Annotated in this window: 19 protein-coding genes; 7 read left to right on the forward strand and 12 right to left on the reverse strand. The window is 73.0% G+C overall.

All coding sequences use genetic code 11. The features are described 5' to 3' along the window. Positions 1–180: 180 nt before the first annotated feature. Positions 181–2,148, forward strand: a complete 1,968-nt coding sequence (locus FB454_RS03945) for a penicillin-binding transpeptidase domain-containing protein (protein WP_145752847.1) — start codon at positions 181–183, stop codon at positions 2,146–2,148. Between the two features lie 10 nt (positions 2,149–2,158). Here the strand turns inward: FB454_RS03945 and FB454_RS03950 are convergent, their stop codons facing one another. From FB454_RS03950 to icmA, 3 genes are all read right to left on the reverse strand, one after another. Continuing rightward, complete coding sequence (locus FB454_RS03950; protein WP_013288193.1) at positions 2,159–3,328, reverse strand: arginase family protein; 1,170 nt, start codon at positions 3,326–3,328, stop codon at positions 2,159–2,161. A gap of 58 nt (positions 3,329–3,386) precedes the next feature. Next, the gene (locus FB454_RS03955; RefSeq protein ID WP_145752849.1) at positions 3,387–4,304 is read right to left on the reverse strand and encodes a tetratricopeptide repeat protein; all 918 of its coding nucleotides are present in this window, start codon (positions 4,302–4,304) and stop codon (positions 3,387–3,389) included. A 180-nt stretch (positions 4,305–4,484) separates the two neighbouring features. Beyond that, the gene (icmA, locus tag FB454_RS03960; RefSeq protein ID WP_013288195.1) at positions 4,485–6,173 is read right to left on the reverse strand and encodes a coenzyme B12-dependent isobutyryl-CoA mutase large subunit; all 1,689 of its coding nucleotides are present in this window, start codon (positions 6,171–6,173) and stop codon (positions 4,485–4,487) included. Positions 6,174–6,491: 318 nt separating this feature from the next. Here icmA and FB454_RS03965 point away from each other — a divergent pair, with 318 nt between their 5' ends. Next, on the forward strand, positions 6,492–6,872 hold the full coding sequence (locus FB454_RS03965; RefSeq protein WP_013288196.1) for a hypothetical protein: 381 nt from the start codon (positions 6,492–6,494) through the stop codon (positions 6,870–6,872). A gap of 4 nt (positions 6,873–6,876) precedes the next feature. Here the strand turns inward: FB454_RS03965 and FB454_RS03970 are convergent, their stop codons facing one another. Beyond that, positions 6,877–8,520, reverse strand: coding sequence for a PucR family transcriptional regulator ligand-binding domain-containing protein (locus FB454_RS03970; RefSeq protein WP_145822487.1), 1,644 nt, complete (start codon positions 8,518–8,520; stop codon positions 6,877–6,879). A gap of 107 nt (positions 8,521–8,627) precedes the next feature. Between FB454_RS03970 and FB454_RS03975 the strand changes: the two genes are divergently transcribed. From FB454_RS03975 to FB454_RS03995, 5 genes are all read left to right on the forward strand, one after another. Continuing rightward, positions 8,628–10,160 carry a CoA-acylating methylmalonate-semialdehyde dehydrogenase gene (locus FB454_RS03975; protein WP_145822488.1) on the forward strand — a complete coding sequence of 511 codons (1,533 nt, stop codon included), beginning with the start codon at positions 8,628–8,630 and terminating at the stop codon, positions 10,158–10,160. Between the two features lie 20 nt (positions 10,161–10,180). Further along, a complete protein-coding gene (locus FB454_RS03980; RefSeq protein ID WP_052166165.1) occupies positions 10,181–11,512 on the forward strand; it encodes an aspartate aminotransferase family protein in 1,332 nt (443 codons plus the stop codon). A 118-nt stretch (positions 11,513–11,630) separates the two neighbouring features. Further along, positions 11,631–12,761, forward strand: coding sequence for a thiamine pyrophosphate-dependent enzyme (locus FB454_RS03985; RefSeq protein WP_145822489.1), 1,131 nt, complete (start codon positions 11,631–11,633; stop codon positions 12,759–12,761). Between the two features lie 27 nt (positions 12,762–12,788). Then, the gene (locus tag FB454_RS03990) at positions 12,789–13,757 is read left to right on the forward strand and encodes an alpha-ketoacid dehydrogenase subunit beta (protein ID WP_145822490.1); all 969 of its coding nucleotides are present in this window, start codon (positions 12,789–12,791) and stop codon (positions 13,755–13,757) included. A gap of 14 nt (positions 13,758–13,771) precedes the next feature. Continuing rightward, complete coding sequence (locus FB454_RS03995) at positions 13,772–15,049, forward strand: dihydrolipoamide acetyltransferase family protein (protein ID WP_145822491.1); 1,278 nt, start codon at positions 13,772–13,774, stop codon at positions 15,047–15,049. Positions 15,050–15,126: 77 nt separating this feature from the next. On the opposite strand, the gene FB454_RS04000 is transcribed toward FB454_RS03995, so the two are convergent. From FB454_RS04000 to FB454_RS04035, 8 genes are read right to left on the reverse strand one after another with little or no spacing between them, the layout of a single operon-like run. Beyond that, positions 15,127–17,427 carry an arylsulfatase gene (locus FB454_RS04000; protein WP_145822492.1) on the reverse strand — a complete coding sequence of 767 codons (2,301 nt, stop codon included), beginning with the start codon at positions 17,425–17,427 and terminating at the stop codon, positions 15,127–15,129. Positions 17,428–17,435: 8 nt separating this feature from the next. After that, on the reverse strand, positions 17,436–18,191 hold the full coding sequence (locus FB454_RS04005; protein ID WP_121685035.1) for an SDR family NAD(P)-dependent oxidoreductase: 756 nt from the start codon (positions 18,189–18,191) through the stop codon (positions 17,436–17,438). Continuing rightward, complete coding sequence (locus FB454_RS04010; RefSeq protein ID WP_013288205.1) at positions 18,188–19,012, reverse strand: ATP-binding cassette domain-containing protein; 825 nt, start codon at positions 19,010–19,012, stop codon at positions 18,188–18,190. Before FB454_RS04010 ends, FB454_RS04005 begins: the two co-directional genes overlap by 4 nt. Further along, entirely contained in the window at positions 19,009–19,995 is a 987-nt protein-coding gene (locus FB454_RS04015; protein WP_244879673.1) for an ABC transporter ATP-binding protein, read from the reverse strand. Before FB454_RS04015 ends, FB454_RS04010 begins: the two co-directional genes overlap by 4 nt. 5 nt (positions 19,996–20,000) lie before the next feature. Then, a complete protein-coding gene (locus FB454_RS04020) occupies positions 20,001–20,885 on the reverse strand; it encodes an ABC transporter permease (protein ID WP_013288207.1) in 885 nt (294 codons plus the stop codon). Further along, entirely contained in the window at positions 20,882–21,826 is a 945-nt protein-coding gene (locus FB454_RS04025) for an ABC transporter permease (protein ID WP_013288208.1), read from the reverse strand. The genes FB454_RS04020 and FB454_RS04025 overlap by 4 nt, the downstream gene beginning before the upstream one ends. A 22-nt stretch (positions 21,827–21,848) precedes the next feature. Beyond that, entirely contained in the window at positions 21,849–23,291 is a 1,443-nt protein-coding gene (locus FB454_RS04030) for an aldehyde dehydrogenase family protein (RefSeq protein WP_145822493.1), read from the reverse strand. Further along, on the reverse strand, positions 23,288–24,532 hold the full coding sequence (locus FB454_RS04035) for a M20 family metallopeptidase (RefSeq protein ID WP_071097939.1): 1,245 nt from the start codon (positions 24,530–24,532) through the stop codon (positions 23,288–23,290). Before FB454_RS04035 ends, FB454_RS04030 begins: the two co-directional genes overlap by 4 nt. Positions 24,533–24,541 lie beyond the last annotated feature (9 nt).

The raw sequence follows: 24,541 nt of genomic DNA on the forward strand, positions 1-24,541 counted from the left end.
GGACTCTGTCCTTTCACCCGTTGCGGGTCCGTGGTCGGCCGCTCGCGGAGTACCCCGACTGGCGATGTTCATCACACTGCCACACGCCGCTTCTGGCGCTGCCGGAGGCCGTGGCGGGGCGGTGGGGAACGCCGGGCCGTACTAGCGTGCAGGGCAGTTGAGCACCGGAGGGACTGCTTCATGCCCGTGTCGTACCCCGTCCGCCCCCGCCGTCACACCCGTCACCGCGCCCTCGCGGCGCTGACCGCCGTCCTGGTCACGGCCGGCGCGCTGACCGGATGCTCCGGGGACGACGGCCCGGAGACAGCCGTCGAGGCGTTCCTCGGCGGCTGGCGCTCCGGTGACCTCCAGGCGGTCGGCTTCGTCGAGCCGACCGGCGGGCGGCTGCCCGCCGGTGAGGTGACCAAGCAGATCCAGGCACTCGCCGGCGCGCTCGCGGCCGACCCGCCGGAGCTGGCCCGCACCGGCGACATCACCACCAAGGGCGACGTCGCCACCGCCCGGGTCAAGGTGAGCTGGGCGCTGCCCGGCGGCGGCACCTGGGCCTACGAGAATCCGGTACGCCTCAAGCGCGGCGGCGACGACCGGTGGCAGGTGATCTGGGAGCCGTCGGTGGTGCACGAGAAGCTGGAGAGCGGTGACAAGATCGCGCTGCGGCGGGAGCCGGCGCAGCGCGCCGGTGTGCTGGACGCGGCCGGTCAGCCGATCGTCGCGCCACGCCCGGTGGTCCGGGTGCAGCTCGTTCCCGGCGAGGTCGACGACGTCCCCGGCATGGTCCGGAAGCTGGACGCCGCGTTCAAGGCGATCCGGCCCGCGCTCACCCCGCCGGTCGACCTGGGCGACCTGCCGAAGCGGCTCAAGGAGGCCAAGCCGGACGGCCTGGTCGAGGTGGTGACGTTGCGCGACGAGGCGTACCGGCAGATCAAGCCGCGCATCTACGACCTGCCCGGCACCCGGTTCGTCTCGGAGCAGCTCATGCTGGCGCCGACCCGCGAGTTCGCCCGGGCGCTGCTCGGCTCGGTCGACCAGGCCACCGCCGACGACCTCCAGGCCCACCCCGACCGGTACGCGCGCGGCGACCTGGTCGGCCACGGCGGTCTCCAGGGCCGGTACGACGAGCGGCTGCGCGGCGTCCCCGGCGTCACCGTGATCACCCAGCGGACCACCCCGGACGGCAAGGTGGAGCCGACCGGCACGGAGCTGTTCCGCGCCGACCCGAAGCCCGGTCAGCCGGTGAAGACGACAATCGACGCGGCCACCCAGAACGCCGCCGACGCCGCGTTGCGCGGGCAGACCCGCCGCTCCGCCCTGGTCGCCGTGCGGATCAGCGACGGCGCGGTGCTGGCCGCCGCGAACGGCCCGGGTGCGGCGGGCGACAACCTCGCCTTCACCGCCCAGGTGCCGCCCGGCTCGACGTTCAAGATGGTCAGCGCGCTCGGCCTGCTCGACCGGGGCGCGGTGACGCCGCAGACGACAGTGGACTGCCCGAAGACGTCGACAGTCGAGGGCCGGGTCTTCAAGAACTCGGACAACTTCGAGCTGGGCCCGGTGCCGTTCGCCACCGACTTCGCCAAGTCGTGCAACACCGCGTTCACCGCGCTGGCGCCGAAGCTCGGCCCGGACGGGCTGGCCCAGGCCGGCCGTACGCTCGGCCTGGAGGCCGCGTGGGATCTGGGCACCGACGCGTTCACCGGCAAGATCTCCGCCAACGGCTCGGCCACCGAGCAGGCCGCCGCCGCGATCGGCCAGGGCACCACGCTGGTGAGCCCGCTGGCCATGGCGAGCGCCACGGCGGCGGTGGCCCGGGGCAGGTTCGAGCAGCCCAAGCTGCTGCTCGACCCGGCGCCGGCCAAGCCCGCACCGGCCGGCGAGGCGCTCAAGCCGGAGTCGGTGACGGCGCTGAAGTCGATGATGCGCGGGGTGGTGACAGCGGGCAGCGGCAGCGCGCTGGCGGACGTGCCGGGCGAGCCGGTGCACGGCAAGACCGGCACCGCGGAGTACGACAACAACCCGGCGCACACGCACGCCTGGTTCGTCGGCTGGCAGGGCGACGTGGCCTTCGCCGTCTTCGTCGAGCAGGGCGGGGCGGGCTCGAAGGTGGCGGCGCCGATCGCCGAGAAGTTCCTGCGCGGCCTGGCCGCGAGCTGAGGCGTACCGGTCAGGCGATGTCGATGCCGGAGCGGGCCGGGTCCGGCTCGTCTCCGGCGGGGGCGCGGCGCAGCAGGCCGGGCCCCAGCGGGTCGTCGCCGAGGTCGTCGCCGACGGTCGGGTCGGGGCCGATCGGCTCCACCGCGACCGCCGGCGCCGGTACGGCCGCCGGGGCGGGCAGCGGCTCGGGCTCCGGCCGGCTGTCGGCGGCGCGGGGCGCCGGTGCGACAGGCCCGGCCGGCAGCAACCGGGGCGGCACGGCGCCCGGCGCGACCACAGGGGCGAGCCCGGCCACCACTGTGTTCACGATCTCGGCCGCGTACGCCCCGTCCGGGTCGTAGTCGGGGTCGAAGACTGTCAGCTCGACGCCGAGGCAGTGCGGGGTGTCGACCAGCCCGGCGAGCAGGATCTCCAGCTCGGCGAAGGCGATGCCGCCCGGGTCGGGCGCGTCCACGGCGGGCATCACCGCCGGGTCGAGCACGTCCACGTCGATGTGCACCCAGTAGCCGGCGCAGTCGACGAGCTGCTCGTGCGCCCACTGGGCGGTACGGGCGGCACCCTCGGCGCGCAGCGCCGGCACCGGCCGGGTGGTGATGCCGGCGGCCTGGAGGTCGAGCCGGTACTCGTCCTGCGCGCGGATGCCGAGCACCACCACGTCGATGTCCCGGAAGTACGGCCTGCGGCCCTCGATCGCGGCCAGGTCGGGCTGTCCCCGGCCGGTGACCAGGGCGAGATCCTCCCCGGCTGCGGCGCCGACGTAGGAGGCGTTGCCGGGGTGCCGGAAGTCGGAGTGGCCGTCGACGAAGACCAGCCCGATCCGCCCGCCGACCGCCTCGCCGAGGCGGTGCATGGCCAGCGCCGAGCCGAGCAGCACCGAGCAGTCGCCGCCGAGCACCAGCGGGAACTCGCCCCGGTCGATGATCGCGCCGATCCGGTCGGCGAGCGCCACCGAGTACGCGGAGATCTCCGGCGCGTGGCAGACGCCGTCGCCGGGCCGCCAGTCGCCCGGGTCGTACCGCGGCGGGGTGAGGCAGCCGGCGTCGCGGGCCCGCAGCCGCGCGAGCAGGCCGTGGTCGCGCAGCGCACCAGGCGCCTTGCCGCAACCGGGGACGGAGCTCGCAGTGGGCGGGCGCAGTCCGAGGTTCGTCGGCGCGTCGAGGACGGCGATCCGGCGCATCATGGGCTCCCGTCCTCGGCGGTCGGGCGGGCCGGCGGTGCGCCGGCCCGCGCGGGTTGACTCAGAACAGCGCGCTGGCCAGGGCGCGTCGGGCGGAGGCCACGGCGGGGTCGTCCGGGCCGGCGATGGTGAACAGGCCGAGCAGGTGCTGGCGTACCCGGTCCCGGTCGTCCCCGGCGGTGCGCCGGACCAGGCCGACCAGCCGCTTGTACGCCTCGTCGGCGAGGCCGCTGAGCACCTCGATGTCGGCGGCCAGCAGCTGGGCGTCCACGTCGTCGGGGGCGGCCGCAGCGGCGTCCAGCGCGCCCTGCGGGTCGGCGCCCGCCACCCGGCGGGCCAGCCCGACCTGCGCCAGGCCCGCCTCCGCAGCCGCGTCCGCCGGCGACTCGGCCAGGATCTTCCGGTACGCCGCCTCGGCCGCGTCGAGGTCACCGCTCATCAGCGCGTCGTCGGCGGCGTCGAGGCGCGGGTCCTCCGGCTCGGCGACTGTGACGCCACCGGCCTTGAGGACCGCCTGGAGCCACTGTCGCAACTGCGACTCCGGCACCGGGCCGGGGAAGGCGTCGATCGGACGGCCGCCGACGATGGCGTACGTGGTGGGCAGCGTCTGGAGCTGGAACATCTGCGCGAGCCGCGGCTGCTGCTGCACGTCGACCCGGGCCAGCAGCCACGCTCCGCCGCCCTCGGCGGCCAGCCGCTCCAGCACCGGGGCGAACTGGTCGCTCTCCGGGTAGCCGGCGGCGCCGAAGAAGACCACCACCGGTGTGGTGAGCGAGCGTTCGAGCACCTCGGACTGGATGTTCGCCTCGGTCACGTCGATCACGGCGGCGGAGCCGGCGGGGCTGCCCGGCAGCCCGGCCGGCCCAGCGCCCTGGGACGGTGTGGCGGAGGAGGTGTCGGCCGGTGCGGGGGTGCGCAGCGCGCTGAGGTCGACCGCGCCGCGGGTGAAGATCGACGAGGTGATCCGTGGGTCGCTCATGGTTGTCTAGTCTCGCACGTACGCGACGGATCTCCGACCAGCCGCGACGGCGACAGTCACCACTCTCCCCCAGCTCAGCCCGCCCGCAAGGAAGGGCCCCCTGTTAACGCCTCCGGTAGAGGAAGGGCCCCTTCTTAACAGCAGCTGTTAACAAGGGGCCCTTCCTTGCAGAGCAGCGGGTCAGAAGCGGGCGGGCTCTCGGTAGACGCCCCACTCGGCGCGGAGGGCGTCGCAGATCTCGCCGAGGGTGGCCTCGGCGCGGACGGCGTCGAGCATGGCGGGGATCATGTTCTCGCCGGTCCTCGCCACCTCGACCATCCGCGCGACGGCGGCGGTGACCGCGGCGTCGTCGCGGGCCGACTTGCGCTCGGTCAGCACCCGGCGCTGCTCCAGCTCCACCTCGTGCGAGATGCGCAGGATCTCCAGGTCCTTGGCGACGGTGCCGGTGTGGCAGTTGACGCCGACGATCCGCTTGTCGCCCTTCTCCAGCGCCTGCTGGTAGACGAACGCCGACTCGGCGATGTGCCCGGTGAACCAGCCGTCCTCGATGCCGCGCAGGATGCCGGAGGTCATCGGGCCGATGGTGTGCGGACCCTCGCCGCCGAGCTGCTTGATCCGGGCGAAGATCTCCTCCGCCTCGGCCTCGATCCGGTCGGTGAGCGCCTCGACGTACCAGGAGCCGCCGAGCGGGTCGGCCACGTTCGTCACCCCGGTCTCCTCCATCAGCACCTGCTGGGTACGCAGGGCGATCTCGGCCGACTCGTCGGTGGGCAGGGCGAGCGTCTCGTCGAGGGCGTTGGTGTGCAGCGAGTTGGTGCCGCCGAGCACCGCGGCCAGGGCCTCCACGGCGGTGCGTACCACGTTGTTCACCGGCTGCTGAGCGGTCAGCGACACCCCGGCGGTCTGCGTGTGGAACCGCAGCCACTGGGCCTTCTCGCTGGTGGCGCCGTACACGTCGCGCAGCCAGCGGGCCCAGATCCGGCGCGCGGCGCGGAACTTGGCGATCTCCTCGAAGAAGTCCACGTGGGAGTCGAAGAAGAAGCTCAGGCCGGGGGCGAACGTGTTCACGTCCAGGCCGCGCGACAGGCCCAGCTCGACGTACCCGAATCCGTCGGCCAGCGTGTACGCCAGCTCCTGCGCGGCGGTCGAGCCGGCCTCGCGGATGTGGTAACCGGAGACGGACAGCGGCTTGTACCGCGGGATCTCCCGCGCGCAGTACTCCATCAGGTCGCCGATGAGGCGCAGGTGCGGCTCGGGGTCGAACAGCCACTCCTTCTGCGCGATGTACTCCTTGAAGATGTCCGTCTGGAGTGTTCCGTCCAGCGTGGACAGGTCGGCGCCCTGCCGTTCGGCGGCGACCAGGTACATGCAGAAGACCGGCACGGCCGGGCCGGAGATGGTCATCGAGGTGGTCACGCCGGCCAGGTCGATGCCGTCGAACAGCACCTCCATGTCGGCGGCCGAGTCCACGGCGACACCACAGTGGCCGACCTCGCCGAGGGACTGCGGGTCGTCGGAGTCGCGGCCCATCAGCGTCGGCATGTCGAAGGCCACGGAGAGACCGCCGCCGCCCGCGCCGAGGATCATCTTGTAGCGCTCGTTGGTCTGCCGGGCGTTGCCGAAGCCGGCGAACTGCCTGATGGTCCAGGTCCGCCCGCGGTAGCCGGTCGGATACAGACCCCTGGTGTACGGGAACTCGCCCGGCCAGCCGATCCGCTCGAACCCGGGGTACGCGGTGTCCTCCGGCGGGCCGTACACCGGCTCGACCGGCATTCCGGACAGCGTGGTGAAGTCCGCGTCGCGCTTGCGGGCGGCGTCGTAGCGGGCCTGCCAGCGGGCCCGACCGGCGGCGATCTCGTCAGCGTCCATGCGCGGAGCTCCTTCTCAAGTCGTCGTCCCGAGTCCGAGTGTAGAGCGAGATCCTGAACGATCCTTAAGGGCTCGCGTACCGGCCGGTAACCCGGCGATCGGCCCCACCGAGGCGACCCATCACCGTCGATCCGCAGGTCAGGGCCCTGTCTCACGTGGCGGACGGCTGCCCGGCGCAGCCTCCCGGCGAGCCGGTTCCCGTGCCACACTCCCGCCGTGGGCAATCGAATCGCGACCCGGCTGATTACCTAGGCGGCGTACGCCTCCGCGTGCGTCGCCGGCCAAGCGATCCTGTCGGCTCGTCCTAGTGAGGCCCCCGTGAGCGTGTCCGCATCCACCCCCGCAACCGTCGACCATCCCCGGCCCGCCCCCGGCCGCCCGTACGACGAGCCCGCCGCCGAGCACGGCACGCCGAGCACGATGGTGATCCACCTCGGCGTCGGCCACTCCACGACCGGCCTGCTCAAGGTGCTGTCCGTGCTGCACTCCCGCCGGGTCGCCGTCTCACACGTCCAGTACGTGCAGTGCCCCGACCGCTCCGCTGTGATGATCGTCGAGTGCACCCCCGGCACGGCGCCGCTGGAGACGGTCCGCAAGAGCGTCGCGAACGCCGTACCTGTCGTCAGCGTCAGCGTGCACAGCGCGCCGGCCCGCGACGGCGTCCGGCGCCTGCGGTCGGGCCGCGGCACCCACAGGTGACGGGTCAGCCGGGGGGCTCCGGGCCACCGGCGCGCATGACGCCCCGGGCGGTGAGCGCCACGTGCAGCGACAGGCGCCGCTCGCTCGAATCCAGGTCGACGCCGAGCACCCGCTCGATCAGCTCCAGCCGCTGGTAGAGCGCCGACCGCGACAGCGACATCGCATCCGCCGCGCGCCGCTTGTTGCGCCCCTCCACCAGGTACGTCTCCAGCAGCGCGACGTGGTTCGTGCCGTGGCGCTGGTCGTAGGAGAGCAGCGGGCCCAGCTCGCGCTCGACGAACGTCTGGAGGCGCACGTCGTCGCGCAGCAGGTACAGCAGGCCCCGGAGGCGGACGTCGTGCAGCCGGTAGAACGGGCGCGGCTCGGCGGTGTGCACTGTCGCATCGGCCACCTGCGCCGCCTCGACCAGCGAGCGCCGGGCCAGGTCGAGCGTCCGGACCACCGACCCGGCGGCGACCACGACGTCCGCGCCGGCCCGGTGGCCCGCCCGGGTGAGTGCGGCGGACAGGCTCCCCAGCGCCGCCTCGTCGGAGCCGGTCTCGTCGAGCGCGACGAGGAGGGTGACGCCGGTGCCGCCTGCCGCCTCGTCCACGTCGCCGGCGAGCGCGGCGAGCCCGCACTCGCGTACCGCCGTCTCCACCGCGTCGAGCAGTGCCCGCCGGTTCGCGTTCCCGTCGACGCCGGTGTCCGGGGCCGGCCGGCGCCGCCGGACCACGACGCCGAGCAGCAGTCGCTGCTCCAGGACGACACCGAGCCCGCGCGCCCGCAGCGCCACGTCCCGGGTGGGCGCGGAGTGGTTGACGATGCTCAGCAGCAGACTGCTGCGGGCCTGCCGCTCGACCGACGACGAGTCCCGGGCGACGAGCTGGTTCAGCGCGATGGTGGACGCGGCGCGTTCCAGCAGCACCCGGGTCCGGGCCGGTGGCTCCTGGTCGCACAGCAGCACGAGCCGCCCCCACCGGTTGCCCCGCGCCTCGACGCTCGTCACCAGCCAGCCCGATCGCGGCTCGTAGCCGGTGCCGGACGGGACCTCGACCGCGCGCGAGCGGGTCTCCCAGCGGTCGAGCAGCTCCTCGGCGGTCAGCGGGCCGGTCTCGTACGCCAGCACCTGGTGGGCGAGGTTCTCCAGCACCGCGGGACGCCGGGACAGGCGGGTGACCTCGCGGAGCACCTGCCGGGGCTCGGCGCCCTCCACCGACAGCTCGGTGAAGATGCGGTGGATCTCGTCCTTCGCGAGCAGGTCCGCCGTCTGCTCCTCGACGATCACCGAGTGGACGACCTCGGTCACCGCGACGAACCGCATCTCGCGCCGCAGCGCGATCAGAGGCAGGTTCCGGCTGCGGGCGTGCTCGACCAGGCCGGCCGGCAGCGTGCCGCCGAACCGGCGGCCCAGCTCGACCACCACACCCGCCACCCCGACGGCCGCCAGGCCGTCGATCCACCGGCGCAGCCCGTCGTCGTCCGGGGGCAGGCCGATGCCCGTGGTCAGGACCAGCTCGCCACCGCGGAGCAGGTCGGCGATCTCGGGGATCTCGGCGACGTGCACCCAGCGCACCGGCGCGTCCAGCCGGTCCCGGCCCGCCAGGACGCGCGGCCCGGCCTGCTGCAGAGCCGGCAGTTCGAGCACGTCACGGACGGTCATCGGCATCGGAGCGCCTCCCCCTCTCCTCCGGCGCACAGTATGTGCGCTTCCCGCGGACGGGAACGACACAGTGCCCATTGCCCGGACCTGGGGAAGCACAGATGATCCCGGGCATGACCCAGACAGCACCCGGCACCGCGCCCGCTCCCGTCCCGCTGGAGCGGGTGACCCACTGGATCGACGGCAAGCCGTTCGCCGGCGTCACCGAGCGTACGGCCCCAGTTTACGATCCGGCGCTGGGCGCGGTCCGGACGGAGGTGCCGCTGGCCTCGGTCGACGAGGTGGACCAGGCGGTCGCGTCCGCCGCCGCCGCGTTCGCCTCCTGGCGGACCTCGTCGCTGACCAAGCGCACCCAGGTGCTGTTCGCGTTCCGGGAGCTGGTCAACCAGCACAAGCAGGAGCTGGCCGAGCTGATCACGGCCGAGCACGGCAAGGTCGTCTCGGACGCCCTCGGCGAGGTCACCCGCGGCCTGGAGGTCGTCGAGTTCGCCTGCGGCATTCCGCACCTGCTCAAGGGCGGCTACTCCGAGGGAGTGTCCACGAACGTGGACGTCTACTCGATCCGGCAGCCGGTCGGCGTCTGCGCCGTCATCTCGCCGTTCAACTTCCCGGTGATGGTCCCGATGTGGTTCGTGCCCATCGCCATCGCGGCGGGCAACACCGTCGTGCTCAAGCCCAGCGAGAAGGACCCGTCCGCGTCGCTGCTCGTGGCCCGGCTGTGGGAGCAGGCCGGCCTGCCCGCGGGCGTCTTCAACGTCGTGCACGGCGACAAGGTCGCGGTCGACCGGCTGCTGGAGCACCCCGAGGTCAAGGCGGTGTCGTTCGTCGGCTCCACGCCGATCGCCCGGTACGTGTACGAGACCGGCACCCGCAACGGCAAGCGCGTCCAGGCCCTCGGCGGCGCGAAGAACCACATGGTGGTGCTGCCGGACGCCGACCTCGACCTGGCCGCCGACGCGGCGGTCAACGCCGGGTTCGGCTCGGCCGGCGAGCGGTGCATGGCCATCTCGGCCCTGGTGGTCGTCGAGCCCGTCGCCGACGACCTGGTGGCCCGGATCCGGGAGCGCATCGCCACCCTGAAGGTCGGTGACGGGCGGCGCTCCTGCGACATGGGTCCGCTGGTCACCAAGGAGCACCGCGACCGCGTCGCGTCGTACCTCGACGCGGGTGTCGAGGCCGGCGCCGAGCTGGTGGTGGACGGCCGCGACGTGCGGGCCGACGGCGACGAGTCCGGGTTCTGGCTCGGGCCGAGCCTGCTCGACCGGGTGGCGCCCGAGATGAGCGTCTACACCGACGAGATCTTCGGGCCGGTGCTCTCAGTGGTGCGCGTCGGCAGCTACGACGAGGCGCTCGCGCTGGTGAACGCCAACCGGTACGGCAACGGGACGGCCATCTTCACCAACGACGGCGGCGCGGCCCGCCGCTTCCAGAACGAGGTCGAGGTCGGCATGGTCGGCGTCAACGTGCCGATCCCGGTGCCGATGGCCTACTACTCCTTCGGCGGCTGGAAGGACAGCCTCTTCGGCGACTCGCACGCCCACGGCGCCGAGGGCGTGCACTTCTTCACCCGCGGCAAGGTCGTCACCTCCCGGTGGCTCGACCCCAGCCACGGCGGCATCAACCTCGGCTTCCCCGAGAACGTCTGAGCAGCGAAGAGAGAACGCCGATGAGCAGCAGCGCACAACGCACCTACGAACTCGACCGCGCGCACGTCTTCCACTCCTGGTCCGCCCAGTCGCTGCTCGACCCGATGGTGGTCGAGCGGGCCGAGGGCTCGTACTTCTGGGACGGCGACGGGAACCGCTACCTGGACTTCTCGTCGCAGCTCGTCAACACCAACATCGGCCACCAGCACCCGGTGGTGGTCGCGGCGATCCAGGAGCAGGCGGCCCGCCTGTGCACGATCGCGCCGTCGTACGCCAACGACGCCCGCGGCGAGGCGGCCCGGCTGATCACGGAGCTGACCCCGGCCGGCCTTTCCAAGGTGTTCTTCACCAACGGCGGCGCGGACGCGATCGAGCACGCCGTCCGGATGGCCCGGCTGCACACCGGCCGGCCGAAGGTGCTGTCGCAGTACCGCAGCTACCACGGCGGCACCCAGACCGCGGTGAACCTCACCGGCGACCCGCGCCGCTGGCCCAGCGACAACGGCACCGCCGGGGTGGTGCACTTCTTCGGCCCGTTCCTGTACCGGTCGGAGTTCGGCGCCACGACCGAGGAGGAGGAGTGCGCGCTCGCGCTGCGCCACCTCGAACGCGTCGTGGAGATGGAGGGCCCGTCCACCATCGCGGCGATCGTGCTGGAGACGGTGCCGGGCACCGCCGGCATCATGCCGCCGCCGCCGGGCTTCCTCGCGGGCGTACGGGAGCTGTGCGACAGGCACGGCATCCTCTACATCGCCGACGAGGTGATGGCGGGCTTCGGGCGTACCGGCGCCTGGTTCGCGCTGGACCACTACGGCGTGACGCCCGACCTGATCACCTTCGCCAAGGGCGTCAACTCCGGTTACGTCCCGCTCGGCGGTGTGGTGATCGCCGAGCACGTCGCGGAGACGTTCGCCACCCGTGCCTACCCCGGCGGCCTGACCTACTCCGGTCACCCGCTGGCCACCGCCGCCGCCGTCGCGACCATCAACGTGATGCGGGACGAGCGGATCGTCGAGAACGCCGCCACGATCGGCGCCGACGTGCTGGGCCCGGGGCTGCGCGAACTCGCCGACCGGCACCCGAGCGTCGGTGACGTCCGTGGGCTCGGCGTGTTCTGGGCGCTGGAACTGGTACGCGACCGCGGGACGAAGGAGCCGCTGGCGCCGTACGGGTCGTCGTCGCCGGAGATGAACGAGGTGCTGGCCGCGTGCAAGCGCGGCGGCCTGGTCGCGTTCGCGAACTTCAACCGGATCCACGTGGTGCCGCCGTGCACCGTGTCGGAGACGGAGGCCAAGGCGGGCCTGGCGATCCTCGACGAGGCGCTGACACTCGCCGACCGCCACACGGTCTGAGGCACTGCCCACCACCGCCCGCCGGGTCCACCCCGGCGGGCGGTCCCGTATCCGAGAGATCCGCGAGACGGCCGGCGACCCCGGTGACGCGGAGACCGACGCACCCAGAAGGTGACGAATGACTACCGTAGATCTCGCCGACCCACCGGTCACCAACCCCTTCACCGGCACCACCGACCTTCCGCGTACGTCCGAGGGCTGGACCCAGCTCGTCACCCCGGACGGGCGCCTGCACCCGGACGTCGACGCCGACCGTGACGCCCTCGGCCGACTCACCCGTGACCTGTACCGGGGGATGCGGCTCGCCCGCCGCCTCGACGACGAGGCGTTCGCGTTGCAGCGGCAGGGCGAGCTGGGCCTGTGGTTGCAGTGCCGCGGCCAGGAGGCCGCCCAGGTCGGCTCGGTCGCGGCGGTACGCGCCGACGACTACGTCTTCCCGAGCTACCGGGAGCACGCCGCGGCGCTGTGGCGCGGCATCGGCCCGGCCGACCTGCTGCGGCAGTGGCGCGGCGTCGCGCACAGCGGCTGGGATCCGGAGCCGTACTCGTTCCACATCTACACGCTGGTCCTGGCCGCCCAGCTGCTGCACGCCACCGGGTACGCCCTCGGGGTGCAGCGCGACGGCAGCGACACGGTGGTCGTGACGTACTTCGGTGACGGCGCCGCGAGCGAGGGCGACGCGAGCGAGGCCATGAACATCGCCGCCGTCAACGCCGCGCCGATGGTGTTCTTCTGCCAGAACAACCAGTGGGCCATCTCGACCCCGACCGCGTCGCAGACGCGTACCCCGATCCACCGGCGCGGCGCCGGATTCGGCCTGCGCAGCGAGTGGGTCGACGGCAACGACGTGCTGGCGGTGTACGCGGTGACGTCCGCGGTGACCGAACACGCCCGGTCCGGCCACGGCCCTGCGATCGTCGAGGCCACCACGTACCGGATGGGCGGGCACAGCACGTCGGACGACCCGACCCGGTACCGCACCGACGACGAGCTGGCGGCGTGGCGGGCGCGGGATCCGCTGGCCCGGGTCGAGGCGCTCATGCGCGCCGAGGGCTGGAGCGACGAGGCGTTCCTCGGCGGGATCCAGGCCGAGGCGGACGAACTGGCCGACCGTACCCGCCGGGAGTGCCTGGCGCTGGAGGCGCCGGACCTCGCCGACGCCTTCGCCACAGTGCTGGCCGACGTGCCCCCGCTTCTGCGGGAGGAGCACGACGCGTTCGTCGCCTACCGCGCCTCCTTCCTCGACTGACGCCCGCCCCGATCGGAGAACTCGTTCATGCTCACTCTCTGTCAGGCACTGAACTCCGGCCTGCGCCGTGCCATGGAGGACGACGACAAGGTCCTCCTGATGGGCGAGGACGTCGGCCGGCTCGGCGGCGTCTTCCGGGTCACCGACGGTCTCCAGAAGGACTTCGGCGAGGCCCGGGTGGTGGACACCACCCTCGCCGAGTCCGGGATCGTCGGCACCGCCATCGGGCTGGCGCTGCGCGGGTACCGCCCGGTCTGCGAGATCCAGTTCGACGGCTTCGTCTACCCCGCGTTCAACCAGATCGTCTCCCAGCTCGCCAAGATGCGGGCCCGCACCGGCGGCCGTACCGCCCTTCCGGTGGTGGTGCGCATTCCGGTCGGTGGCGGCATCGGCGCGGTGGAGCACCACAGCGAGTCGAACGAGGCGTACTTCGCGCACACCGCCGGGCTGCGGGTCGTCTACTGCGCCAGCCCGGACGACGCGCACTGGATGATCCGGCAGGCCGTCGCCGGTGACGACCCGGTGATCTTCTACGAGCCGAAGCGCCGCTACTGGGTCAAGGGCGAGGTGACAACCGCCGGGCCGCCGCTGCCGCTGGACCGCGCCCGGACCGTGCGGCCGGGCACCGACGTGACGCTGCTGACGTACGGCGGCACTGTCGCCACCTGCGTCGCCGCCGCCGAGGCCGCGGCACAGGAGGGGCGCGACATCGAGGTGATCGACCTGCGGTCCATCTCGCCGCTGGACGTGGCCACCGTCGAGGAGTCGGTGCGCCGCACCGGCCGGGCGGTGGTGGTCCACGAGGCCCCCACGTTCGCCGGGTTCGGCGCCGAGGTCGTCGCGCAGGTGACGAGCCGGTGCTTCTACTCGCTGGAGGCGCCGGTCGAGCGGGTCGGCGGATTCAACCTGCCGTACCCGCCGGCCAAGGTCGAGGAGGAGTACCTGCCCGACCTGGACCGGATCCTCGACGCCGTCGACCGCGTCCTGGCCGCGTGAAGGGAGAGGTACCCGTGAGCGTTCAGCAGTTCCGTCTGCCCGACGTCGGCGAGGGCCTCACCGAGGCCGAGATCGTCACCTGGCGGGTCGCCCCGGGCGATCCGGTCGGCCTCAACGACGTCATCGTGGACATCGAGACCGCCAAGGCCGTGGTCGAGCTGCCCAGTCCGTACGCCGGAGTGGTGGATCGCCTCCTGGCCGGGGAGGGGCAGACCGTCGAGGTCGGCTCGCCGATCATCGCGATCCGGACCGGGGACGGCTCGGACGCCCCGGATGCCGCGCCGGCCGCCGCATCGCCGCCGGCCGAGGAGCCCGCCGAGGAACGCACCGCGGTGCTCGTCGGCTACGGGGTGTCCGCCCAGGCGCGGACGCGGCGGCCCCGTCGCGCCACACCGTCCGTCCGGCCGGCCGACACCTCCCGCCCGGCGCACACGTCCCGGCCGCCGGTGCTCACCAAGCCGCCGCTGCGCAAGCTCGCCAAGGACCTCGGCGTGGAGCTGGCGGACGTCCGCGGCAGCGGCCCCGACGGCCGGATCACGCGCCAGGACCTGCTCGACCACACCACCGGCCCGGCGCCGGTGGCCGACCAGCGGCGGGACGAGCGCCTGCCCGTGCGCGGGGTGCGCAAGGCGACAGCCGCCGCGATGGTCGCCAGCGCGTTCACCGCGCCGCACGTCACCGAGTTCCTCACCGTCGACATGACAGGCACCGTCGAGTTCGTGGACCGGCTGAAGCAGGACCCGGCGTTCCAGGGGGTGAAGGTCAGCCCGCTGCTCGTGGCGTCGCTCGCGGTGCTGGACGCGGTCCGCCGGTATCCGGACGTCAACGCCCGGTGGGACGAGGAGAACCAGGAGATCGTCCGGTTCGCCGACGTCAACCTGGGCATCGCCGCCGCGACGCCGCGCGGCCTGCTGGTGCCGAACGTCAAGGCCGCGCAGAACCTTCCGGTACGCGATCTCGCGGTCGCGCTGAACGAGCTGGCGAGCACCGCGCGGGAGGGCCGCACCCGTCCCGCCGACCTGTCCGGCGGGACCATCACCATCACCAACATCGGGGTGTTCGGGGTGGATGCCGGCACCCCGATCCTCAACCCGGGTGAGGCGGCGATCCTCTGCCTCGGCGCGCTGCGCCGGATGCCGTGGGTGGTCGACGAGCAGGTCGTTCCCCGGTGGACGGCGCAGTTGTCGCTGTCGTTCGACCACCGGCTGGTGGACGGGGAGCTGGGCAGCCGGGTGCTCGCCCACGTCGGGCGGTTCCTGGAGGACCCGCTCTGGGGCCTGGCCCTGCGCTGAGGCCCCCGACAGACGGACGGCGCGTGGACGGACGAGGAGGTCCGTCCACGCGCCGTCGTCGTACGCGCGGGCGCGCGTCAGTCCACCACCTCGAACCCGACGCCGGCCGACGGACGCGGCGCGACGCCGCCCGCCGGCGCGATGGGCTCGCCGACGTCCTCGGAGGCGGCGAGCCGGAACCGCACGTACTCCAGTTCGCCGGAGAACTCGTGCCGGGCCGGGTAGCTCTGTGACACCGGCGAGTGGATGCTGCGACCGACGTCCATGCCGGCGAAGCCGTGGAAGAACGGCAGCAGGCGCGGGAACAGCGCCTCCCCCGCCGCCTCGCCGTCCACGTACAGGCGGCCGGTGCCCTGGCAGTCGGCGGTCTTCGTCAGCTCGAAGGTCAGCTCCACCGGGCCCAGCGGCAGTTCGCCCTCCGACCGCAGCACGTAGTGGGTGCCGAGGTGGTTGTACTCGTACACCAGGTGGTTGTCCTTGATGTGCAGCACGTAGCCGCCGCTGACGTTGCCGAGCACCACGATCACGCCGCCCTGGGTGGCGTCGGTGCGGTGCACCCGCGCGGTGATGGCGTGCGAGCGGTTCATCGTCGGCGGCACCGCCGCGCCGGAGATCGTCGGCACGCCGGCCAGGTAGGTGAAGTCCAGCCGGTCCCGCACCGATCCGGGGCGCGGCACCCGGGCCCGGATCGCGAATCCCCTGTCGTCCAGCGGCAGCACGTCGTAGCGGGCCGCCTCGATCCAGAACTCCTCGATGAGACGCCGCAGCACCTCCGGATGTTCGGCGGCCAGGTCCCGGCTCTCGGTCGGGTCCTCGTCGATCCGGTACAGCTCCCAGCGGTCCTCGTCCCAGGAGGTGCCCCGCTCGTGGAACGCCACCGCCTTCCAGCCCTGGTGGTAGATGCCGCGGTGGCCGAACATCTCGAAGTACTGGCGGTCCCGCGACGGCGGCGCCGCCGGGTCGCGCAGCCCGTCGCGGAAGCTGCGGCCGTGCAGCGGCATCTGCGGGATGCCCCGGCGCACCGCCGGCGGCCGCACCCCGACCAGGTCCAGCACCGTCGCGGTGACGTCGATGCTGTGCTGGAACTGCGTCCGCACCTGCCCGCCGGGTACGTCACCGGCCGGCCAGCTCAGCACGAACGGCACCCGCACCCCGCCCTCGTGGGTGTGCTGCTTGTAGCGGCGGAACGGGGTGTTGCTGACCTGCGCCCAGCCCAGCGGATAGTTGCTCTGCGCCCGCGGGCCGCCGATCTCGTCGATCCGGTCCAGGCTGTCCTGGAGGTTCTCCGGCACCCGGTTCTGGAACGCGGTGGGGTTGAGCGTGCCGAGCGGCGTGCCCTCGGGGCTCGCGCCGTTGTCCGACATGACCACGAAGATCGTGTCGTCCAGCCGGCCGATCCGCTCCAGGAAGTCGACCAGGCGCCCGAGCTGGGCGTCGGTGTGGTCGACCATCGCCGCGTACGCCTCCTGCATGCGGGCGAACAGGCGCCGCTGCTCCGGCGGCACGTCGTCCCACGGCACGACGCCCGGGTTGTGCGGCGGCAGCGGCGCGTCCGGCGGGATGATGCCCAGCCCGATCTGCCGCCGGTGCCGGTCCGCGCGGATGACGTCCCAGCCGGCGTCGTAGCGGCCGCGGTACTTCGCCAGGTACTCCGGCGGGGCCTGGTGCGGCGCGTGCGCCGCGGCGTACGCCAGATAGAGGAAGAACGGCTTCTCCGGGGTGAACGACGTCTGGTCCCGGACGAACCCGATGGCCCGGTCGGTCAGGTCCTCGGTGAGGTGGTAGCCCTCCTCCGGGGTGGCCGGCGGGTCCACCTGATGGTTGTCGTACACCAGCTCCGGATAGAAGTTGTCGGTCTCGGCCTCCAGGAAGCCGTAGTACCGCTCGAAGCCGCGTCCCAGCGGCCACTGGTCGTACGGCCCGGACGGCGTGGTCTGCTCCAGCGGCGCGACGTGCCACTTGCCGACCGCCATGGTGTTGAACCCGGCGTCGGCGAGCATCTCCGCGACGGTGGCGGCGGCGTGGGTGATCCGCCCCCGGCCGCTGGGGAAGCCGCTGTCGAAGTTGGACAGCATGCGCATGCCGACGCTGTGGTGGTTGCGGCCGGTGAGCACGCTGGCCCGGGTCGGCGAGCACAGCGGCGAGGTGTGGAAGTTGGTGTACCGCAGCCCGGAGGCGGCCAGCCGGTCGATCGTCGGGGTGTCGATCTCGGCGCCGAAGCAGCCGAAGTCGGCGAACCCGACGTCGTCCAGCAGCACGTACACCACGTTCGGGGTACCCGCGGCGGCCGACGGCGGCGTGCTCCAGTGCTCCGTCGACTCGCCGTAGGTGCGTCCGATGGTCCCCTCGTACGGAGGGTCCGCCAGAGGTCCGGTCACGGTACGCCTCAGCCGGCCGTCGTGCCGCCGTCGAGGACGAGCGTGTGGCCCGTGATCATGCGCGCCTCGTCGCTGGCGAGGAACACCACCGCGTCGGCGGAGTCGCGCGGCGTCGCCATGCGGCCCAGCGGGATCGACGCCCGGAAGTTCTCCCGCGCGCTGTCCGGCACGTCACCCATCCCGCCGAGGAACGCCGAGAGCATCGGCGTCTCGGTCGCCGCCGGGGCGATCGCGTTGACCCGGACGCCGTGCGGCGCGAGTTCCAGCGCCAGCGCCTTCATCAGGCCGATGACGCCGTGCTTGGCGGCGGTGTACGGCGCGTACCGGGGGCGGGCGATGACGGCCTGGAGGGAAGCGGTGAACACGATCGCGCCGCCACCGGCCTCGATCAGCGCGGGCGCGGCGGCCTGCGCGGTCCAGAACGCCCCCTTGAGGTTGACGTCGACCACGCGGTCCAGCGTCGCCTGGTCCACCTCGTCGAGCGGGCCGGTGAACGGCGTACCGGCGTTTGCGTGCATGAGGTCGAGCCGGCCGAACCGCTCGACGGCGGTCTCGACGGCGGCGCGGCAATCAGCGGCCCGGGTGACGTCGCAGGCCACGCCCACGACGGCGGACCCGAACCCGGCGGCCGCCTCGGCGGCGCGGTCGCCGTCGAGGTCGGCGATGACGACGCGCGCGCCCTCCTCGACGAGCCGGCCGACTGTGGCCAGTCCGATGCCGCTGGCGCCTCCGGTGACGACGGCGACGCGGTCAACCAACCTCATGTGCTGCTCCTGTTGAATCGGTCCAGGAGGTCGCCGCTCAGGGTGGGCACCGCGGACAGCAGCCTCTGGGTGTAGGGGTGCCGGGGGTCGGAGTAGATCGATTCGGTGTCACCCGTCTCGACGATCCGGCCCTGGTTCATCACCGCGATCCGGTCGCAGAGGTACCGGACGACGGACAGGTCGTGGGAGACCAGGATCAGGGTCAGCTTGAACTGTTCGGCCAGGTCGGTGAGCAGGTTGAGGATCTGCGCGCGCACCGAGACGTCGAGCGCGCTGACCGGCTCGTCCCCCACGATGACCTTCGGCCCGGCCGCGAGGGCGCGGGCGATGGCGATGCGCTGCCGCTGGCCGCCGGAGAACTGGTGCGGGTAGCGGGTCACCGCCTCCTCGGGCAGACCCACGGAGTGCATCAGCTCGGCGACGCGGGCCCGGTGGTCGCCGGGCAGGCGCAGCGCGCGCATCGGCTCCGCGATGATGTCCGCGACGCGCATGCGCGGGTTCAGCGACGACATCGGGTCCTGGAGCACCATCTGCACGTCGCGGCGCAGGAACCCGAGCCGCCGCTCCGGTACGCCGCTGATCCGCTGCCCCTGGTAGAACGCGGTGCCGGAGGTCGGCTGGTCGAGGGCCATGAGGATGCGCGACAGCGTGGACTTGCCGGAGCCGCTCTCCCCCACGATGCCGAACGCCTCGCCCTCGTGGACCTGCACGCTCACGCCGTCGAGCGCGCGGATCGGCCGGCCCGGCGTACGCAGCGACCTCCGCGGGGCGCGGTACTCGCGCACCACGTCGACGGCTTCCAGCAACGGGGTGGTGGTCATGCGCTGGCCTTCCCGCTTCCTAGGGGCTGGTCGCTCTCGATCGGGTGGTGGCAGGCCGCCCGCTGGGTGCTGCCGGGCGGCGCCGTCAGCAGCGGCACCGTGCCGCAGACGTCGTCGGCGCGCGGGCAGCGGTTGCGGTAGACGCAGCCGGTGGGGAACGACCCGAGCGACGGGACGCGGCCCGGGATCGTCGACAGCCGGCCGCTTCCGTCGGTGCTCTCCAGCACTGTGGACGCCCGCAGGCCCGCCGTGTACGGGTGCCGGGGCGAGTCGAACACCGTCGCCACGTCGCCGTGCTCGACGATCGAGCCGCCGTACATGACGAGCAGTTCCTCGCAGATGCTGGCGACCACCGGCAGGTCGTGGGTGATGAGCAGCAGCGACGCGCCCTCCTCACGCACCAGCGTGTCCATCAGCCGCAGCATCTCCGCCTGCACCGTGACGTCCAGCGCCGTGGTGGGCTCGTCCGCGATCAGCACGGCGGGGTCGCACGCCAGCGCGATGGCCAGGACGACACGCTGGCGCTGGCCGCCGGAGAGCTGGTGCGGGTACTTGCGCGCGGTGCGGTCGGGCTCGGGCAGCTGGACCCGTTCGAGCAGTTCGACGGCCCGGGCCGAGGCCGCCGTGCGGCTCATCCCCTTGTGCAGCCGCAGCGACTCGGCGACCTGGTTGCCGACCCGCATCAGCGGGTTGAGCGCCGTCATCGGCTCCTGGAACACCATGGCGATGTCGTTGCCGCGGACCGCGCACATCTGCTTGTCGGACAGGTCGAGCAGGTTACGGCCGTTCAGCAGCACCCGGCCGGACGCTGTCACGCCGTGGGGCAGCAGGCCCATCAGCGCGAGCGCGGTCAGGGACTTGCCGCAGCCGGACTCGCCGATGAGTCCCATCCGGCGGCCCGGCCCGATCTCGAACGAGACGCCCTTGACGGCCTGGATGTCGTGGACCTCGACGACGAGGTCCTCCACCACGAGCCCGCTCACGCCGCTCACCGTCCTCTCAGCCGCGGGTCGAGGGCGTCGCGCAACCCGTCGCCCATGAGGTTGAAGCCGAGCACCGACAGGGCGATGGCCAGACCGGGCCAGACGGCGAGCATCGGCTGCACGACGAAGTAGTTCTGGGCCTCCTGGAGCATCCGGCCCCAGGTGGGGGTCGGCGGCGGGGTGCCGTACCCGAGGTAGGACAGCGCCGCCTCGGCGAGCACCGCGTGCGCGAACGACACCGACGCCTGCACGATGAGCAGGGCCGCGATGTTGGGCAGCACGTACCGGACCATGAGCACCACGCCCCGGCGGCCGTAGCTGCGCGCGGCCAGCACGAAGTCGCTCTGCAGCACCTGCATCGCGCCGGCCCGGGTGAGACGGCCGAACACCGGGACGTTCGCGACGCCGATCGCGATCATGCCGGTGAGCGTGGAGGCGCCGAAGCCGGCGGCCAGGATGATCGCCAGCAGGATGGCCGGGAACGCGAACACGATGTCCAGCGCCCGCATCACCGGCTCGCTGAGCCAGCGGTGCCCGGTGGCGGCGAGCAGACCCAGCGGTACGCCGACGGCGGCGGCGATCGCGACGGCGACCACACCGACGAACAGTGTGGTCCGCGCGCCGACGAGGAGCTGGCTGACGATGTCCCGGCCGAAGTGGTCGGTGCCGAGCCAGTGGTCCCCGCCCGGGGACAGCAGCGTCTGCGACGGGTCGACCCGGGTGGGGTCGTACGGCGTCCAGAGGAACGACACGAGCGCGGTGAGGACGACCAGGCCCACCAGGCCGGCGCCGATCACCAGCGTGAGGTTCCAGCGGCGGCGCGGCTTGACCGGGCCGGCCGCGACGACGTCGGCGGTGGCGTCCGGTGGGGCGTCGGCGACTGATGTCATGCCTTGCTCCTCAGCCTGGGGTCGACCGCGTGGTACACCACGTCGACGACGAAGTTGATCAGAAGCACCGCGGCGGTCAGCACCATCACGGTGCCCTGCACCTTCAGCAGGTCGCGGTTGCCCACGTCCTGGAGCAGCATCCGGCCGAGACCGGGCAGGCCGAAGACGTTCTCGATCACGACGGTGCCGATGAGCAGCGTCGCGAGTTGCAGACCGAGGACCGTGATGACCGGGATGGCCGCGTTGCGCAGCGCGTGCCGGGTCAGCGCCTGCGAGCGGCTCAGCCCCTTGGCCCGCGCGGTCTGGATGAAGTCCTCCTGCATGACCTCGACCACAGCGGACCGGACGTAGCGCATCAGGATCGCGCCCTGGGCCACGCCGAGGACCAGCGCCGGCATCAGCAGGGCCTGCACGGCGCCGCCGACGTCGTCCCATCCGGTGAACCCGCCGGCGGGCAGCCACTGCAACTTCACCGCGAACACGGTGATGAGCAGGATGCCCAGCCAGAACGACGGCACGGCGATGCCGACCTGGCTCAGCGCCGACAGCGCCGTTCCGATCGCGGTACGGCTCTTCACCGCGGCGAGGATGCCCAGCGGTACGGCGATGAGCAGCGCCAGCGTCATCCCGGCCAGAATCAGCGGCACCGTCACGCCGAGCTTGTCGGCGATCTCCGAGCCGACCGACACCCCGCTGAGCGGCGAGATGCCGAAGTCACCGCGGATCAGGCCGCCGGCCCATTCGAGGTACCGCTCGGTGAACGGCCGGTTCGTCCCGAACTGCTCCCGCAGCGCCTCCAGCGCCTCCGGGGTGGCGTTGACGCCGAGCATCGCCTGCGCCTGGTCGCCCGGCAGCAGCGCCAGCATCGTGAAGACGAGGATCGACGCGGCGAACAGCGATACCGCGAGGATGGCCAGCCGCCGGACGAAGTAGATCACCATGCGTGTGTGCTCCCACTCCGAGTCATGGCCTGATCATCACCATCTTGGTCACGGTCAGCTCCTCCATGGCGAAGCGCGGTCCCTCCCGGCCGATGCCGGAGTCCTTGACGCCGCCGTACGGCATGTTGTCGGCGCGGAAGCCGGGCACCTCGTTGACGAGCACGCCGCCGACGTCGAGACGGCGTACGACGTCCAGGGCGACAGCCAGGTCGCGGGTGAAGACGGCGGCCTGGAGCCCGTAGCGGGACCGGTTGACCAGCTCGACCGCGGCGTCCATGTCGGGCACCGACCGGACGCAGACCACCGGACCGAAGATCTCCTCCGCCCAGCACTCGGCGTCCTCGGGGACGTCGACGAGCACAGTCGGTTGCAGCACCCGGCCCTGCGCCGTACCGCCGGCCAGGCAGCGCGCCCCGGCGGCGACCGCGCGGTCCACCCACGAGTGGACCCGCTCGGTGGACGCCTCGTCCACCAGGGCGGACACGCGGGTGTCGGCGGACCGGGGGTCGCCGGTGGTGACCGAGGCCAGCAGCGGCCGGAGGCGGTCCAGCAGCGCCTCCCGGACCGGCTCCTCGACGATCACCCGCTGCACGCTGATGCACGCCTGGCCGGAGGCGTAGAACCCGCCGCGTACGACGGCTTCGGCGGCCCGGTCGAGGTCGGCGTCGCGGCCGACGACGAGCGCCGCGTTGGACCCGAGTTCGAGCAGCACCTTGCGCGGGGCCGCGGCGCGGGCGATCTGGTGGCCGACGTGCGCCGACCCGGTGAAGGACACGGCGGCGACGCCGGGGTGCGTGGTCAGGAGCTTGCCGACCTCGACGCCGCCGGTGACGAGCTGGACCCCGGCGGCCGGGCAGCCGGCCCGGCGGAACAGGTCGACCAGCACCAGCGTGGCCAGCGGCGTGTTCGGCGCCGGCTTGACGATCACCGGGCAGCCCGCCGCGACCGACGGCGCGACCTTGTGGGCGGCCAGGAGCAGCGGGTAGTTGAACCCGGTGATGCCGACGACGACACCGACCGGACGGCGTACCCAGAAACCGAGCATGCCCTCGCCGGCCGGCTGCATGTCCAGCGCCACCGTCTCGCCGGTCAGGTGCCCGACCTCCTCGGCGGCCGTCTCCAGCGTGACCAGCGTGCGGGCGACCTCGACCCGGCAGTCCACGAGCGGCTTGCCGGTCTCCAGGACCAGCAGTTCGGCCAGCGAGCCGGCGCGGGCGCGGACCTCGGCGGCGACTGCCGTCAGGATCGCGCGCCGCCGGTGGCCGGGCAGCCCGGCCATCTCCGCGGCGACCTCCTGCGCGGCTTCGACAGCCGCTTCCGCGTCGCCGGGGTCGCCCCACGGCGCCTGGGTGACGGTGCTGCCGTCGTACGGGAAGCGCACCGGCGCGGTCTGCGCGGTGCTGGTCCAGCCCGCGCCGATCGGCAGGCCGGTGGGCAGCGCGGTCAGCAGCTCCTGCGCGGTCACGACGCCGCACCCGCCCGGGCGCCGGTGGCCCCGGTGAGGAAGGCCAGGGCCGCCTCGGCGTAGACCTTCGTCTTGCGGACGACGTCGTCGACCTCGACGTACTCGTCGGGCTGGTGGGCGATCCACTTCGGGCCGGGTCCGTACACCACGTTCGGGATGCCGCTGTCGCGCCACAGGATGGTGCCGTCGGTCGCGCCGGGCACGCCGCCGAAGACGGGCTCGGCGCCGGTGACGGCGCGGTGCGCCTCGGCCACGGCGAGCGAGACGGGGTGGTCCTCCGGGGTGACCGCGCACGGCCGGTCGTCGACGACCTCGACGGCGAAGGTGACGCCGTGCCTGGTGCCGATGGCGTCGGCGTCGGAGCGGACGCGCGCGGCGAGCGCGGCGTGGTCGACACCGGGTACGGTCCGGCAGTCCACGCCGAGGACGGCGCGGCCGGGGATGACGTTGAGCTGGTCGGCGGAGCCGGCGTCCAGGACCGTGGGGGTCAGGTACGTCAGGCCGAGGTGCTCGTGCTCACCCGGGTCGGCCTGCAGCTCCTTCTGGTACCGGCCGAGCGCGGCGACCAGCTCGGCCACCGCCGGTACGGGGTTGCGGCCGTGCTGCGGCATCGCGCCGTGCGCCATCTTGCCGGTGCAGGTGACAAGCAGCCGGACGGCGCCCTTGGCGACCGCGCAGATCTCCTCCGCCTCCGGCTCACAGATGATCGCGGCGTCCACCTCACGGGCGAGCGCGGTGGTGGTGAAGTGCTTCGCCCCGAGCATCTGGCCCTCCTCGTCCACCAGGGCCGCCACCACGATCCGGCCCGGGAACGGCCCGGCCAGCTCGACGGCCCGGGTCGCGTGGATCATCGCGGCGACACCGGCCTTCATGTCGGCGGAGCCGCGACCGTACAGCCGCCCGTCGACGATGTCGCCGCCGAACGGGTCGACGGTCCACTCCTCGGGAGCGCCCTCGGTGACGACGTCGGTGTGCCCCTCGAACATCAGCGTCGGGCCGGGCAGGCCGCCGTCCACCACCGCGACGACGTTGGGGCGCCCGGGGACGACCTCGGTGACCTCCGGCCGCCAGCCGAATCCCCGCATGACCTGCGCGACGAGTTCCGCCACTGGCTGCTCGCTACGCCCTCGGCCCGCGTCCCAGGTCGAGGGGATGCGGACCAGGTCCTGGGTGAGCGACACGACGGCTTGTTCGTCCACGAGATGGCCGGCGCGGAGGGAGGCGTGGGTGTCCGACGTCATGGCGTCGGA

This window comes from Micromonospora sp. CNZ297 (genome assembly GCF_007827625.1).

Coding starts and splice junctions, on each gene's coding strand:
- FB454_RS03970 (WP_145822487.1), bottom strand. CDS start 8,520: ATGCCGATGACCGTCCGTGACGTGCTCGAACTGCCGGCTCTGCAGCAG.
- FB454_RS04005 (WP_121685035.1), bottom strand. CDS start 18,191: ATGAGGTTGGTTGACCGCGTCGCCGTCGTCACCGGAGGCGCCAGCGGC.
- icmA (WP_013288195.1), bottom strand. CDS start 6,173: ATGGACGCTGACGAGATCGCCGCCGGTCGGGCCCGCTGGCAGGCCCGC.
- FB454_RS04025 (WP_013288208.1), bottom strand. CDS start 21,826: ATGGTGATCTACTTCGTCCGGCGGCTGGCCATCCTCGCGGTATCGCTG.
- FB454_RS04035 (WP_071097939.1), bottom strand. CDS start 24,532: ATGACGTCGGACACCCACGCCTCCCTCCGCGCCGGCCATCTCGTGGAC.
- FB454_RS04010 (WP_013288205.1), bottom strand. CDS start 19,012: ATGACCACCACCCCGTTGCTGGAAGCCGTCGACGTGGTGCGCGAGTAC.
- FB454_RS03980 (WP_052166165.1), top strand. CDS start 10,181: ATGAGCAGCAGCGCACAACGCACCTACGAACTCGACCGCGCGCACGTC.
- FB454_RS03990 (WP_145822490.1), top strand. CDS start 12,789: ATGCTCACTCTCTGTCAGGCACTGAACTCCGGCCTGCGCCGTGCCATG.
- FB454_RS04020 (WP_013288207.1), bottom strand. CDS start 20,885: ATGACATCAGTCGCCGACGCCCCACCGGACGCCACCGCCGACGTCGTC.
- FB454_RS03985 (WP_145822489.1), top strand. CDS start 11,631: ATGACTACCGTAGATCTCGCCGACCCACCGGTCACCAACCCCTTCACC.
- FB454_RS03950 (WP_013288193.1), bottom strand. CDS start 3,328: ATGATGCGCCGGATCGCCGTCCTCGACGCGCCGACGAACCTCGGACTG.
- FB454_RS03975 (WP_145822488.1), top strand. CDS start 8,628: ATGACCCAGACAGCACCCGGCACCGCGCCCGCTCCCGTCCCGCTGGAG.
- FB454_RS03945 (WP_145752847.1), top strand. CDS start 181: ATGCCCGTGTCGTACCCCGTCCGCCCCCGCCGTCACACCCGTCACCGC.
- FB454_RS03955 (WP_145752849.1), bottom strand. CDS start 4,304: ATGAGCGACCCACGGATCACCTCGTCGATCTTCACCCGCGGCGCGGTC.